The organism is Pedobacter sp. R-06 (genome assembly GCF_049913135.1).
GTDB lineage: Bacteria > Bacteroidota > Bacteroidia > Sphingobacteriales > Sphingobacteriaceae > Pedobacter.
The window spans coordinates 420098-434215 of record NZ_CP183977.1 but is presented as its reverse complement, the minus strand read 5'-3'; the positions used below and the strand labels follow the sequence as shown (position 1 = coordinate 434215).

General features: G+C 39.1%; 11 protein-coding genes. 7 read left to right on the top strand and 4 right to left on the bottom strand.

Annotated features, from left to right (window positions below):
• The first annotated feature begins 7 nt into the window (after positions 1 to 7).
• Positions 8 to 415 carry a family 43 glycosylhydrolase gene (locus ACN9MR_RS01770; RefSeq protein ID WP_426327966.1) on the top strand — a complete coding sequence of 136 codons (408 nt, stop codon included), beginning with the start codon at positions 8 to 10 and terminating at the stop codon, positions 413 to 415.
• Positions 416 to 657: 242 nt separating this feature from the next.
• On the opposite strand, the gene ACN9MR_RS01765 is transcribed toward ACN9MR_RS01770, so the two are convergent.
• Both ACN9MR_RS01765 and ACN9MR_RS01760 read right to left on the bottom strand, forming a co-directional pair.
• Positions 658 to 2322, bottom strand: coding sequence for an alpha-L-fucosidase (locus ACN9MR_RS01765; protein WP_426327965.1), 1665 nt, complete (start codon positions 2320 to 2322; stop codon positions 658 to 660).
• A gap of 94 nt (positions 2323 to 2416) precedes the next feature.
• Entirely contained in the window at positions 2417 to 2608 is a 192-nt protein-coding gene (locus tag ACN9MR_RS01760) for a hypothetical protein (RefSeq protein ID WP_426327964.1), read from the bottom strand.
• A gap of 474 nt (positions 2609 to 3082) precedes the next feature.
• On the opposite strand from ACN9MR_RS01760, the gene ACN9MR_RS01755 reads away from it, so the two are divergent.
• From ACN9MR_RS01755 to ACN9MR_RS01745, 3 genes are all read left to right on the top strand, one after another.
• Positions 3083 to 3358, top strand: coding sequence for an RNA polymerase sigma factor (locus tag ACN9MR_RS01755; protein WP_426327963.1), 276 nt, complete (start codon positions 3083 to 3085; stop codon positions 3356 to 3358).
• Positions 3359 to 4182: 824 nt separating this feature from the next.
• The gene (locus ACN9MR_RS01750; RefSeq protein WP_426327962.1) at positions 4183 to 4293 is read left to right on the top strand and encodes a hypothetical protein; all 111 of its coding nucleotides are present in this window, start codon (positions 4183 to 4185) and stop codon (positions 4291 to 4293) included.
• Positions 4294 to 4614: 321 nt separating this feature from the next.
• A complete protein-coding gene (locus tag ACN9MR_RS01745; protein WP_426327961.1) occupies positions 4615 to 7035 on the top strand; it encodes a glycoside hydrolase family 2 protein in 2421 nt (806 codons plus the stop codon).
• Between the two features lie 503 nt (positions 7036 to 7538).
• Here the strand turns inward: ACN9MR_RS01745 and ACN9MR_RS01740 are convergent.
• Together ACN9MR_RS01740 and ACN9MR_RS01735 are read right to left on the bottom strand one after the other, a co-directional pair.
• Positions 7539 to 7769: a hypothetical protein gene (locus tag ACN9MR_RS01740; protein ID WP_426327960.1), complete on the bottom strand. Its 231-nt coding sequence runs from the start codon at positions 7767 to 7769 to the stop codon at positions 7539 to 7541.
• 29 nt (positions 7770 to 7798) lie between these two features.
• On the bottom strand, positions 7799 to 8272 hold the full coding sequence (locus tag ACN9MR_RS01735) for a hypothetical protein (protein WP_426327959.1): 474 nt from the start codon (positions 8270 to 8272) through the stop codon (positions 7799 to 7801).
• A 701-nt stretch (positions 8273 to 8973) separates the two neighbouring features.
• Between ACN9MR_RS01735 and ACN9MR_RS01730 the strand changes: the two genes are divergently transcribed.
• The 3 genes from ACN9MR_RS01730 to ACN9MR_RS01720 all read left to right on the top strand — a co-directional run bounded on the left by ACN9MR_RS01730 (position 8974) and on the right by ACN9MR_RS01720 (position 14108).
• The gene (locus tag ACN9MR_RS01730; protein WP_426327958.1) at positions 8974 to 9690 is read left to right on the top strand and encodes a hypothetical protein; all 717 of its coding nucleotides are present in this window, start codon (positions 8974 to 8976) and stop codon (positions 9688 to 9690) included.
• A gap of 10 nt (positions 9691 to 9700) precedes the next feature.
• Positions 9701 to 10117 (top strand): hypothetical protein, encoded by a 417-nt coding sequence (locus tag ACN9MR_RS01725; RefSeq protein WP_426327957.1) that lies wholly within the window; start codon positions 9701 to 9703, stop codon positions 10115 to 10117.
• Between the two features lie 856 nt (positions 10118 to 10973).
• The gene (locus ACN9MR_RS01720; RefSeq protein ID WP_426327956.1) at positions 10974 to 14108 is read left to right on the top strand and encodes a SusC/RagA family TonB-linked outer membrane protein; all 3135 of its coding nucleotides are present in this window, start codon (positions 10974 to 10976) and stop codon (positions 14106 to 14108) included.
• Positions 14109 to 14118: the final 10 nt, after the last annotated feature.

The window sequence follows — 14118 nt, the reverse complement described above, 5'->3', positions numbered from 1 at the left end:
AATATCAATGACAAAAAAAACACTGTTATCCATTTTTTTTCTACTGGGAATATCAGCTTCAATAAAGGCCCAGAACAGAAACCCATTTGGCAAGCCGCTGGTTCCTGATATGATCGCTGATGCCAGTATCCAACAGATCAATGGAATATTTTATTGTTATGCCACTACCGATGGCTATGGCAAAGGCCTCAAATCTTCAGGTCCTCCTATACTCTGGAAATCAAAAGATTTCGTTAAATGGAGTTTTGAAGGCACTTATTTTCCATCGGCTGTTAAAGAATTATATTGGGCACCAAGCAAAGTTGTTGCAGCAAATGGTAAATTCTACATCTACCCTACGGTTAATGGTTATATGTACCCTGCAGTGGCCGATCGGCCAGAAGGGCCATTTAAAACTTGCCCGGGGCAAGGATGAATAGTTTAAAGACAATATCTATGTTTTTCTATACTCTTTCCATGAGATTTTTTTTTAAAAAAAGAGAGGTTAGCCTGGAGCACATTTTCGCATAGTAATTACTCAGCTTTATCCAAAGATGACGCAGCAACCAAAAATTAAATGGAGCCATTGCAGCTATCAAAGTTCTTTTAGAATAAAGATTGGATCTCCAGTACAGGTTGATCCAATCTATAGCCATTAGGCAATTATTTATTTTAGGCTTATGTAATTTTAAGGGCATTGGCATATGAAGCCTCTGGCTGATCTGCGGGAAAATAAACTTTTAATCCCTGTGAATTTCTTTCAAAACGCAGATTTTTTTTGGTGGCAAGCAGCTGCACATTGCTTATTTTTCCGGGATAATCTGATGATCCTTCGGCCAGACTGGAAATCAGAACCGAACCTTCTGCAGGCCAGGCCATAACAGTAGCGAACAGTTCTTTTTCTTTAATGACAAACCTGATATCTTTATCGCTAAAAGGTACGCCTTTGCCTTCATTAAATCCTTGTGCGCTTAATGCAGGTGATTTTTGTTGTGCAGGTCCTTCTCCAAAAACTTTCCATGGCCGGGTACCGTATATACTTTCTCCGTTCGCTTTCATCCATATACCAATATCTTCAACAACTTTACGCTCGAGTTCATCTATTGTACCATCACCACGCACCGGGATATTGAGCATCAGGTTACCATTTTTGCTCACCACATCAATTAAGGTATGGATGACCGTTTTTGCCGTTTTATAACCATTTCTGTTGTAAATTCCCCGTTCGTAATGCCAGCCACCTATACAGGTATCGGTTTGCCAAGGCAGGGGTTCAATTTTGTTGCTCTGACCACGTTCTATATCCCACACCATAGCCTTGCGCTGTGTTTCATTCAATATTTTTCCGGTAACTACCGCGGTAAGCTTGCCTTTATCCTTAATGCTTTTGTTGTAAAGGTGTGCGGCGATTTTTAATCCTACATCACTGATTGGCCACATAGGCAATTGCGAATCATCAAAATATATCATATCCGGATGATATTTGTTGATCAGATCGATAGTGCGGTTATAAAACTTGTTGATGTATGCACTGGTAGGCGGAGTAACACCATTACCCCAATCCCATTGCTTGTGGATCGTTCCATTATTCTGGCTATTTTGGCTCAGTTGATGGTCCTGTGCGTAAAGTTCCTGCGGATCAAGTCCATCCCACCATTTGCCTTTCCCATCGGCTTTTGTAAGCTTCCCATCATATGGAATACCTGCCATAGGACCATTTTTATCTGCGCGCTGGCTGGTTTCAAACCAGCTCCATGCATGTGCAGCATGTACACTAACCCCAAATGGCAGTTTATGTTTTTTAGCCGCAGCAGCCCAGCCGCCAATGATGTCTTTTTTAGGGCCCACTTTGGTAGAATTCCAGTTCTTCTGGTATTTACTCTTGTAAAGATCCAGATTATCGTGGTGGTTGGCCAACGCCATAAAATATTTGGCCCCGGCGCCTTTATATAGTGAAACAAGCGATTCGGGATCCCAATTCTCTGCTTTCCAGACATTGACTACATCTTTAAAGCCAAATTTCGAAGGATGCCCATATTTTTCAATATGATACTTATACTTCCAACTCCCTTCCATATACATTTCCCTGGCATACCAGTCGCCAGCTTCAGGCTGACATTGAGGACCCCAGTGTGCCCACATGCCAAATTTTGCATCCCTAAACCATTCAGGGGTTTGATAATTAGCGAGTGACTCCCATGTTGGAGAAAATGGTCCTGCAAGAATCTTCTCTACAAACTCTTTTGTCCCATCATGATTTGATTGAAATCCGGAAAGTTTATTAGAAAGTAAAACTCCGGGAATACCAATAGCAAGGCTTTGGATTAGTTGTCTACGGTTCATAAAATTGGTTAGCATTATTTATTGAAAACAAATTTATAGTCGTAATCTTCAACATCTTTGTAATTAATAGACTATTTTTTGCACAAACCCGACATTACTTAAAATAACCTGCATTAACTTTTCCATATTGAAAAGCTTCTGCATCAATTCTAAAAACAATATTTTGTGGCAGCAGATCTAGCTGCCTAACCAAAAAACCTTTAATATTTACGAGATACAGGGATTCATATTTGTTCATGCTCCTGATCAGTGATATGCCATTCTCGTAATCGAAAGGTCCGGGCATGGCAATCCCCAAAAGGATGTATACTCTTCTATCGACAACTTAGCAATTCATATCCACATCGTCCTTGACTTATTAATATGTTGGATCTTTATCATCAGAAGCAAATTCGCTTATAGCGGCCAACGGCTTTTTTTGCTAAAAAGAATGGCAATCAAAAATGGACATATAATTGATGAACTGCACCGTTTAAATCTGGGACCAACTCATGATTGCGATTCATAAGATGTTCAGGATATAACATCCTTAAGCATAATATCCAATAAAATTGATGCATGGCTTAACCGTTTTGTATAGCTCTAGATGTAATTGAAACAAAAACATTCCTGATGTGTTTAGATCATGGAGGCATTTATTCATCTTGCCTCACGCAAGAAAAGGTAATTCCAACAGGTTCTTCCCCCGCCAGGTGAACATATGAAACGCATTAACGCCAATCGATAACCGGTTCGGCTGATCTACTTTAAAAACCCTATTATGAATAGTGCCCAGTTTATTCTACTGATCGGACAACACCGGGAGATGCTTGACGCATTTGCCTTCAAATTCACCCACGACATAGATGATGCGAAGGACTTAACTCAAGATACTTTAGTCAAAGCATTCCGTTTTTACGCAAAATTCGATGAAGGAACTAATTTTCGCGGATGGCTGTATACAATTATGCGCAATACCTTTATCAACTCTTGCCTGCAGCGAAACAGAAAACAGAAGTGTAACTGCCATAATATTGGCTATATTGATGTCTGTTAAAAACCGTGTGTATCGCGATACAAAATAACAAATCAATATTTTAGAGTTGCCTAATGCAGAAAATCCCAGTCTTTAAACTCTGATTCATTTTAAATATTAGAGGGATCCATGGTATCAATTTACGTAATGATTTTGAAGGTTTTAATCATTTTGCTACCTTTAAATTTAAGAATTTGCATTTAAAAATATAGAGGTGAGTATTTGGTGCCTTAAAGCAAAAATACACAACAAAATGCTGATTAACAAACAGTTAAATCGAAAGATTCGACTCCCTTCGGTTCCTTCCGAAATAAAATTATCAGATTATATGACCAGTAGCAGTAGGTTGTATTATTAACATCACGAATTAAGCATTCCTTTAATTAATTAAAATTTCTACCTTTACGTCATAGCATTTGCAGTAAAAAATCAAGGTGAGCAATTCGGTGAGTGGATTCAGAATTGTTATTTTAAATCATAATAGAGGCCTTTTTTAGCCTCAGGTTCGGGAGCCTCGCTCTCCGCCAAATTAGTTTTAAAGTGCTTCGAAAGCCCGCAAATCGTATGATAGCGGGCTTTTTGCTTTTCCGGGATACGATTCCATTCACTCACCTAGATAGTTAAAGTGAGAGATTCGGTGAGTTCCAGAGGGAAATTCAGAATACTCACCGGATACGACTTAAAACACTAACTATCAAGATGCTTAAAGAGTAAACATCTTGATTTGATTTGTCTGCGAAGTTAGATTTATTAACCATTAAGGTGAGTACTATGAAAACTAATTTTAGCTTGCTCTTCTATTTGAAGAGCAAAAAAACTATCAAAATCGCCCTTTAGCCATTTATATGCGGGCTACTGTTGATGGAAAGAGATCCGAAATCACTACAGGAAGATCGTGTAAAGCGGAGAAATGGATCATTTCTGCAGGCAGAGCGAACGGAAAAAGGAAGATTTGAAGTCGTTGATTACCCAGCCAGTAAAGTTGTTGCAAGGCAACATTACGTCCAAAAAACTACAGATCAATACTCCAGCTACACCCTTTCTAAAAAAAGCCTTCTTTGGCGCTTTAGCGCTCTGCTGAAGCTGCCTAGGATACAAAACACATCGAATCCGGATGGCTTTAAATAAGCCTTAAAACCGGTTAAAACGAGCCAATTGATCACTTTTAAGCAAAAATAGTGGCCATTTTTATAATAATCCCCAACTTAGGTAACCTATTTAGAATTTACTAAATTTAGTCTCTCATATTATAACCGATAAACATGAAAATAAAACTTATGCTTTTGACGGTCCTATGCTGTGTTTCCTATATTGCTAGCGCCCAAAAGTTTCGTTATGAATTACTATTTGATGATAACTGGAAATTTCATAGAGGAGATATAGCAGGTGCTGAAGCACCTGCGTTCAATGATGGCTCTTGGAGAAATGTCGATCTCCCCCATGACTGGAGCATTGAGGCACTGCCTGACCAAAAGCTGGGAGAAGTTGTGGGTCCGTTTTCTAAAAGCAGCATTGGTACAACTGCCACAGGGTACACTGAAGGAGGCACTGCCTGGTACAGAAAAAGCTTCACCCTTAAAGCGGGTGAACCGTATACGCAATCAGTGATCAATTTTGACGGGGTATATATGAATTGCGAAGTATATGTAAACGGCAAACTGTTAGCAATGCATCCATACGGTTATACGCCATTCGATGTTGACATCAGTTCGGCACTTAACCGAGCCGGGCAACCTAATGTAATAGCAGTTAAAGTACGCAACGAAGGAAAAAACTCGCGTTGGTACAGCGGTTCTGGAATCTACAGACACGTCTCTCTGATCAGGAAACAACCAGTACACTTAGCACAAAACGGCGTATGGGCCAGCACAGAAAGTTCATCAGCTGAGAAGGCCAAAATCAAAATTTCGGCAATAGCTGAAAGTACTTTAACTAAACCAACCCCTATACAGCTACTGATTAAACTAATAGGGCCTGACGGGAAAATTGCTGAAACTGTGAGTGTTCCTGCGAGTAAGGTAAGTCCTGGTAAACAGATCGACCAGTTTATAACCGTCAACAAACCAAAAACATGGTCTGTAGAAAAGCCCAATCTTTACACGGCACAGGTAGACGTGATGAGTAATGGCAAAATAACAGACAGGACTGAAATAACCTTTGGCATACGTACGATTCATTTCGACGCTGCTACAGGATTTACGTTAAACGGAAAAAGGGTGTTGCTAAAAGGTGGATGCCTGCATAATGACAATGGATTTTTGGGTGCTGCTACTATTGACCGGGCAGAAGAACGCCGGGTTGAGCTGATGAAAGCTAATGGCTTTAATTCGATACGTACCAGCCATAATCCACCCTCGAAACAATTTCTGGATGCCTGTGACCGTAATGGTATATTGGTTATTGATGAAGCTTTTGACATGTGGGAACGGCCTAAGAATCCTGAGGATTATCACCTTTACTTTAAAAATTGGTGGCAGAAAGATCTGAAAGCGTTAATCTATCGTGACAGAAACCATCCTTCAGTAATATTCTGGAGCATAGGCAATGAGATCAATGAACGGGTGGATTCTTTAGGCCTGGCGATTGAAAAAGAGCTAGTGGCAGAAGTTAAACGTTTGGATAGCACACGTCCTGTAACCGAAGCCATGTGCAGCTTTTATGATCATGCCGGGTATAAATGGGAATCAACGATACCAGCGTTTGCGATGCTTGATGTTGGCGGTTATAACTACATGCGCTCAGAATATGAATCCGATCATCAGAAGCATCCGGAACGGATTATGATGGGAACGGAATCTTATGCTAAGGAAGCATTTGACTATTGGCAGCTTGTTAAAAAGAATCCCTACGTTATTGGAGACTTTGTTTGGACGGCAATGGATTACATTGGCGAAACGGGCTTGGGCAATGCCAGGTTGAATGACGATCCCGATAAGGGATTTTTAAGATCATTCCCTTGGTTCAATGGCTTCTGCGGAGATATTGATCTAACAGGATCAAAGAAACCACAGATGCACTATCGTGATGTGGTTTGGGAAAACAGCATGTTAGAAATGGTAGTCCATGCACCTATTCCCGAAGGAAAGAAAGAAATAGTGAGCCCGTGGGGCTGGCCTAATGAGTGGCAAAGCTGGAATTGGACGGGTAATGAAGGCAGGACGATGGATGTAAGGGTGTTTTCTAATTATCCGCTCATTCGCCTCGAACTCAATGGGAAAATGATCGGCGAACAAAGGTCAGGGGAAGATACCAAGCTAATTGCAAACTTCAAAGTACCGTATGAGGCTGGTACACTTAGAGCTATCGCTATTAAAGACGGAAAAGAAGTAGCGTCAAAGCAACTCGCTACCACGGGCAAACCTGCCAAGATCAAGGTGACAGCTGACAGAAGTATTATCAACGCTGATCGCAATGATCTTTCGTACGTAAAAATTTTCATAACCGATGAAAAAGGTAATACCATTCCCGATGCTGATATTCCCGTTAATATTTCGGTTTCTGGGGATGGGGAAATAGCTGGTTCAGGCAGCGCCTCTCCGAACGATATGGAAAGTGTCAATAGTCCGATTTGCAAAACATACAGAGGCGAGGCGATAGCTATATTAAGACCATTGCAAAATGGCAAAAAAGGCAGTATAAAAATTAAAGTAGACGCTAAAGGTTTAATGCGCGATGAGTTAATTGTTACCCTGAAATAATTGAAACCTTTTGCGATATGTTTAACCTACTATATATGACAAAATTGCTACAAGGTTGAATAATTCCAGTGCTCAGAGTACCGATAATGTACACTGTAAAAAGAAATAACTTTTATAGAATTAAAGAATGGAACAGATTGCTTAAATCGGATTTTGATCAACTGTGAATTTTACAGCTGAGTTTAGTAAAATAATGTAGTTGCACTATACAACCCAATCCTCTGAAAAACATGGGGCGGCTTCCACCGCGTCCCGTGTTTAACCAAACTAACTATCAATTAACGAAAAAACAAAACTCCCCCAAATTGAACGATGATCGGTCCTTTAACCGCAGGCATTCCTACCCCTTCATAAATTCTCTTTTACATGAATGAACAGTAAAACAGAAGACTTTAACTATAGAAGCCTTCTGTAATTATCTCGTACCACTTTCAATTGTATACGGCAACTTAGGAAAATCCCTTTTGGGCCTGTTTAAATTGAAGTTCATATTCCACAGGCCATCAAATTGCCTTTTCAGCTGCTTCCTGTAGGTTTACTCCTGATGCTCCGCTCCAATAGTGTATAAACTCACCGAAGTTGAGATTTCGGGTATAACGACCATCTCTGCGTTTAGGGAAATGTTGGGCCAGCAATAGAAAATAATTGTTCAGTACCTTCCCTTCTCCGTATTTGCTATAGATGGAAAAACCAGTTTTTAAACCATTGTGTTCCGGATATTGGAAAATCATCATACTGCACTTTTGCCGAAATACCCATATTATCAAATAATTTCATTATTCCCTAAAGAATAGATCGGAAAATAAAGTTTATCTTCTCGTTTTCCTTTTAAAAAGAAACCTTCACGATACTTAAAATTATTTGTACATGTCCCGTCTTGTCCGAATAAACTAATTTGAGTTCTTGATGAACCGTAATGCTCCACAAGTATATGACTTACAAGGAGATTTTTCAATACCGTCTTTATCATTCTACCTGATCTTTCGAGCTGTTCGTTATTCCAGTCAATTGCCTCACCTATCCTATCCAAACTAATTTCCAACCCCGTCATTGTAAATGTAAAACTTAAAGGAATCCTATTCCTCCCATTTTGCTTAACATTAATTTTAAGCCAATCTTCCATTGACATTTCATCGACAGAAAAATCGTTATTAAGTAACAATCGAGAGGTTCCGATCTCATCTAATATTTCGTTTAAAATGTTTAGATTGTTTAATATTTCTTTTAAATAATTCATTTCATTAGCGCTTAGAAACTTCCATACCTATATTCTTTTTACAATAATCTAAACGCTTTATCAAAATGTTAAAATATTGTAGCCTAACAAAAATATCAAACCAATACAAAGTTGCAAAGCTGACAAAATATAGTGCTCTTTGTTATAAAACATATATTTTCTGCTCATTTTGTTCTGTTATCTAATTTACAGCAATTTAGATAATCTATGATTACTATGCTTCAAAATTATGAAAGTTTAAGATTGCGACTTTCTAAATTTTAGAACTATGGCTTTTTTACATCGGTACGAGTTAAAAACCCGCACCAGCACGTTTTATCTAAATTGCAATCCGCTCGGACTAGCATAGGGGCAATATGATGATTTAACAAATTGGCAGTTATCTTTATCAATTCATCGTGTTAATGACCTCTGTAATAGCTTTATCACCATAACCGTTTATTTTCATACTATTTACAGCTTTCCAGTAATAGGTCCGGCCTTCTGCTATCTTGCCGCCAATCAGCAGTAGCCGGCCGGAACAACTGCCCGACAATCGAATTTGAAACCACTTTGGCTGCAATATGTAGCGAGTATTATTACACAATTGTATTTTTTATCATTAAAAAATATTAGATTAGTCACGTAGTTTAATGTCTTATTTTACGCTCATTACAAATCTATTTTAAAAGCCATCATTTTACTAAACTAAATTAACAACCATGAAAAAACTATTAAAGTACCTACTACTTTTAAACATTTCATTATTGTCTGTGGCTTGCCGCTCAGATAAGGATGGACTTTTAGAAGAACCACCAATTACGGTAACCACCGAATTCTACAAAAACGCAAACGAACTGGCTGCGACCTATGATCCTTCAAACACTGTAAGCCAGACGATGAGGGATCAGGTTTACAATTTATACAAGAAACAAAAGTGGGCCGAACTGGAAACGCTATTTACAAACAACAATTTAAACGGGAAGTGGCCACCTGCAAACGGAGGTTTCAATACAGTAGATGATACACCAATTACGATGGGACAAAAATACGATAGATACAGTGGTGCGATTGGAACCTACAGCGGAACAGGAGCTCCGACTTTGGGAGGAAGTTTTACCAGTCCAATCATCAATGGATCAGTGTATACCTTCGGGCAAAGAGCCTTGAACCAACCGGAAAATACTTATGATTTTTATTATGAAATCGAAGTTTTAAATAATTCATTAACTTTCAAAGGCCAAACAGCAGATATTATTCCCTGGTTTAATCAGGTGGGCTATGGTAAGCAGACCATGTGGAAAATTCCGATAGATCCAGCGACTGGCTACCAAAAGACATGGAATAAATTGGCCCAGGAAGGATATATTAAAGTAACAATTAAGAAAAATCCGAGCGGAAAATACCCGGGAGCTGTGGGCGTAGTTATTGCACAATAAAATCATTTAGATGTATTCCATTTCAAAAAAAATAATCATTGAAAAACAGGTCTCTGTTGTCAAAAACACCTTCAGTAATGAAGAGATCGGTAACTCAGCAGAAGTAAAATTCAAATGTTGTAACTGTGGCCACGAAAATATCGTTAAAATAACACTTTATGAATCAGGCTTTCCGATTTTTCAATTGTACAATAATGAAAAGGTTTTAGCTAAAAATGAATTATTAAAAAATAAAATTGTCTCCGAAACCTCCATAAACTTACTTCACTTTGGAGAATTGACCGTAAATGATTTACCAACATTGTACTTTGGAACAGATTGTCCGTCTTGTCATTCAAAATATATTTGTGTTTTCAGCTATGGTGAAAAACAACCTGGACTGACTTTGCTTACCATTTCCGGCGTATGGAAATATAACGAAATTTAAGCTTTGATATCCCAAAAATTGCCATTTGTTTTCAGCAAAGCGGTCAAATTTCTCTACGTAAGTGATCAAGCAACTTATTTTAAGCAGTTTATTAGCGGCATTTTTTGTTTAAACTGTAGCCAAAGCCCTTATTTCCGAAAATCAGATTTGTAATATTGTTCTTAAAAAATTAAGAAATCAATAAAAAAGAAGAAGAAAAACAATTATTAGGGTCAATATCGGCGCATCGGCATTTTTTTTGTAGCGAAACAAGTATGAAAAGGAATGATATAATCAGTGCGCTCTTAGGTATGTTGATTATGGCCATCACTTATTGGCTGTTGTTTTACAGGCTCTCCTCTCCTAAAGAGCGTAAAGAAATTAGAATATCCTCCTCAGCACCACGATTAAAAAACTTAGAATAATTACTCCTTACTGATCTTTATTTGGTGAAGCCTTAAATTTTATTTTAGGCCTGAATGGCTTTTTATTATAAAAACTATAAATTCTATAGTTTTTATAGTCTTTATGATAATTTTATATATATTTGTCAAAATGATGTTAATTATATTAACGATAAATTAAATTACAATGCACCATTTACAATTTGTTTCCATGCGAATGTGCCTTTCCTGTTGTTGCTAATACAGCAGCGCTCATCACCCCTAATTTTTATAAAATAATTACTGGCCTAAGGCTAACTGCAGAAGTGTAGCCTTTTTTAAACACTTACAAAATGAGATAGTGTCTATCATAAAAAACAAAACCGACAGGGAAGCCCTGCCGGATATTATTCGATAACCAGCGTAACGCCAATCACTTCTGGTTATCAAGTTTTACTAACAATTCAAATCATTAAATAAAACTGTATAAATATATGGAAAAATCTATCCATAGAAAAAAAATAGCCGCCAGGCTGATGGTATTTCTTGCAATTGCCATGTTTACCAAAAATGCAAGCGCACAGCATGAAAGTACCCCAATCATTAACTCAACCTTAATTGGATCAGTAAAAGATTCGATAACTAAACAGCCTATCGGGAATGTAGTTTTAGCCATAAAAGGAACTACACATGCCGTAACCAGCGCACCCGATGGAAGCTTTTCGTTCCGCACCGGACAAAAATTCCCCTATACCCTTATAATAAGTTTTATCGGTTATCAAACCAAAGAGATTGTGGTTGATGGAAGCCCGATTACCATTCTATTGGCAGAAAAAGCAAGCAGCCTGAACGATGTTGTTGTAATGGGGTATGGCAGCCAGAAAAAAAGCGACGTTACCGGATCGGTAGGTTCGGTTTCCAAAAACCTGCTGGCACAACCCGCTGCAAGTTTTGATAATATGTTACAAGGTGGCGTTTCTGGTATCGGTGTAACACAAAACTCGGGGCAACCGGGCGGTACAGCAATGGTGAGGATCAGGGGTGGTAATTCCATCTCATTTGGTAATGCACCGCTCTACGTTATAGATGGTTTTATTGTATACAACAATAACGACAATGCTAACGTTGGTTCCATTGGCACCAGTTCAAACGCACTCTCTACCATTAATCCAAGTGACATCGAATCGGTAGAAGTGCTAAAGGATGCATCAGCAACAGCCATTTACGGATCGAGAGGAGCCAATGGGGTAATTATCATCACCACAAAAAAAGGAAAGAAAGGTGTAAACAATGTAAATTATAATGCCTATTACGGCACGCAAACCGTAGCAAGGAAGCTCAGTTTACTAAATGGAGCGCAATGGGCTTCGTTAATAAACGATGTAAATACAAGTGATGGTGTATCGAAAACTTATAACGATGCACAGATAGCTGCATTTGGATCAGGATCAGATTGGCAAGGTTCGGCTTTAAGTAACGCACCAATCTTTAATCAAGAGCTTTCTGTTTCAGGGGGGGATGAAAAATCGAGGTACCTAATTTCGGGCAATTACTTTAATCAGGATGGTGTAATATCAAATTCAGGATATAAAAGATATTCAGCAAGGATTAATTATGAGAAAGACATTTCAGAAAAATTTAAGGTTACAGCCAATTTTTTCGGGAGCAGATCTATAGAGCACAAATTACCGGGCAGTGCATACAATAGTATCAACTTTAGCAATGCTTATGCAAGCTTAATCCTCACCAGCCCTATTGCCACAATTAAAAATGCCGACGGTAGCTATAACATCAATAATCCCCTAAATGCAACGCCAACCAATCCCCTACAGGATATAGTGGCCACTATAAACCAAAACACCCTTAACCGGATATTAGGTAATACTGCAGCCGAGTATAAAATTTTAAAAGATCTAACACTTAAAGTTACAGCAGGGGTCGATATCCTGAACACCAATCAGCAATATTATGCCCCATCTTTTACAGCCTCACCAGCAGGAGGATCTACAGGCCATGCTACCAAAGGCTATGCTGCCCTGGGTTCTGGCAATGCACTAAGCTGGCTGAACGAAAACACCCTTACATATAACCATACTTTCGGGGATAAACACTTCTTGAATGTACTTGTGGGTTACAGTACGCAGTACGAAAATGGCAAATCTTTTACCACGTCTGCACAACAGTTTCCCAATGATTTAACCACGTTTGATAATTTATCTTATGCTGGTATTGCCAACCTGCCCAACTCAGCTGCCCGCAGTTCGAGCCTTAACTCGGTTCTTGCACGTATTAACTATTCTTACCTGCATCGCTACAATATTACCTTATCCGAAAGGGCCGACGGTTCTTCCAAACTTGGTAAAGAAAATAAATGGGGATTCTTTTCTTCTGTAGGTGTTTCGTGGAATCTTAACGATGAAGAATTTTTTAAACCACTCCAAAATATAGTTAACAGCCTGAAAATCCGCTTGAGTGCGGGCCAAACAGGTAATTCGGAAATACCGCCGTACAGCTCGCTCTCGTCATTGTCGCCAACCAACTATTACCTTGGCGGAAAACTGGTTACCGGCATATCGCCCATACAAATTGCCAATCCCGACCTGAAATGGGAAACCACTACACAGTATAATGCAGGTTTAGACCTGGGCTTTGTAAACAACAGGATAACCATTGCCTTTGATGCTTATTACAAAAAAACAACCGATTTACTGCTTAATGTGCCATTACCATTATACACCGGCTATGCAAGCGCGCTAAAAAATATCGGAAGTGTATCTAACCGCGGTATTGAGTTTTCTGTGAATAGCGAAAACATAAAAACACCCGACTTTAACTGGAAAAGCACATTGATTTTTAGTGCCAATCGAAATAAGGTGCTAAGCCTGGGAGAAAACGTAAAAAGCTTTTTCCCCGTTGCGCCAACAGGACAGGTGTCGCCCGTAATTGTACAGGTTGGCTTGCCGGTTGGTACTTTTTGGGGTTATAATACGAACGGACTTTTAAAAACGGCCGATCTTACTAATGGCACACCGCTGCTTGGAGGCGTACCGCAGCAGGCTGGCGATACAAAATATGTAGACAGCAACCAGGATGGCATGATTACCACTGCCGATAAACATAGTCTGGGCAGTGCACAGCCAGAGTTTACAGGCAGTTTAAACAATACTTTTAATTACAAGGGAATAGATCTGTCGGTATTTTTTCAGGGTTCTTATGGTAACAAGGTGTTTAACTTGCTTCAGCAAAGTTTGGAGCGCCCTACCCTTACCCAAAACGCATCGGCAACATTGTTAGACCGTTGGACACCACAACACCAGGATGCGACTGTTGCACGCGCCACCAATTCGCCGGTACCACAGGTAACCGACCGCCTAATTGAAGATGCCTCATACCTAAAGCTTAAAAACGTTTCATTGGGCTACACCTTTAAAACAGAGTGGGCGAATAAAATCAAGCTTAAAAATTTAAGGTTTTATGTGTCTGTTCAAAATCTGTTCACCGTTACAAAATACACTGGCCTGGATCCTGAGGTAAATTTTTACGACAATGACAATACCAAACAGGGAATCGATTTTGGAACATACCCGGCCACCAGAACCTTTTTAGCTGGCCTATCTATCACTTTATAAAATTAATATA

Excerpts from the sequence above, each read along its gene's own strand:
- ACN9MR_RS01720 (WP_426327956.1), top strand. The coding sequence starts at position 10,974 with ATGGAAAAATCTATCCATAGAAAAAAAATAGCCGCCAGGCTGATGGTA.
- ACN9MR_RS01730 (WP_426327958.1), top strand. The coding sequence starts at position 8,974 with ATGAAAAAACTATTAAAGTACCTACTACTTTTAAACATTTCATTATTG.
- ACN9MR_RS01765 (WP_426327965.1), bottom strand. The coding sequence starts at position 2,322 with ATGAACCGTAGACAACTAATCCAAAGCCTTGCTATTGGTATTCCCGGA.
- ACN9MR_RS01740 (WP_426327960.1), bottom strand. The coding sequence starts at position 7,769 with ATGATGATTTTCCAATATCCGGAACACAATGGTTTAAAAACTGGTTTT.
- ACN9MR_RS01760 (WP_426327964.1), bottom strand. The coding sequence starts at position 2,608 with ATGCCCGGACCTTTCGATTACGAGAATGGCATATCACTGATCAGGAGC.
- ACN9MR_RS01725 (WP_426327957.1), top strand. The coding sequence starts at position 9,701 with ATGTATTCCATTTCAAAAAAAATAATCATTGAAAAACAGGTCTCTGTT.
- ACN9MR_RS01745 (WP_426327961.1), top strand. The coding sequence starts at position 4,615 with ATGCTTTTGACGGTCCTATGCTGTGTTTCCTATATTGCTAGCGCCCAA.
- ACN9MR_RS01735 (WP_426327959.1), bottom strand. The coding sequence starts at position 8,272 with ATGAATTATTTAAAAGAAATATTAAACAATCTAAACATTTTAAACGAA.
- ACN9MR_RS01755 (WP_426327963.1), top strand. The coding sequence starts at position 3,083 with ATGAATAGTGCCCAGTTTATTCTACTGATCGGACAACACCGGGAGATG.
- ACN9MR_RS01750 (WP_426327962.1), top strand. The coding sequence starts at position 4,183 with ATGCGGGCTACTGTTGATGGAAAGAGATCCGAAATCACTACAGGAAGA.
- ACN9MR_RS01770 (WP_426327966.1), top strand. The coding sequence starts at position 8 with ATGACAAAAAAAACACTGTTATCCATTTTTTTTCTACTGGGAATATCA.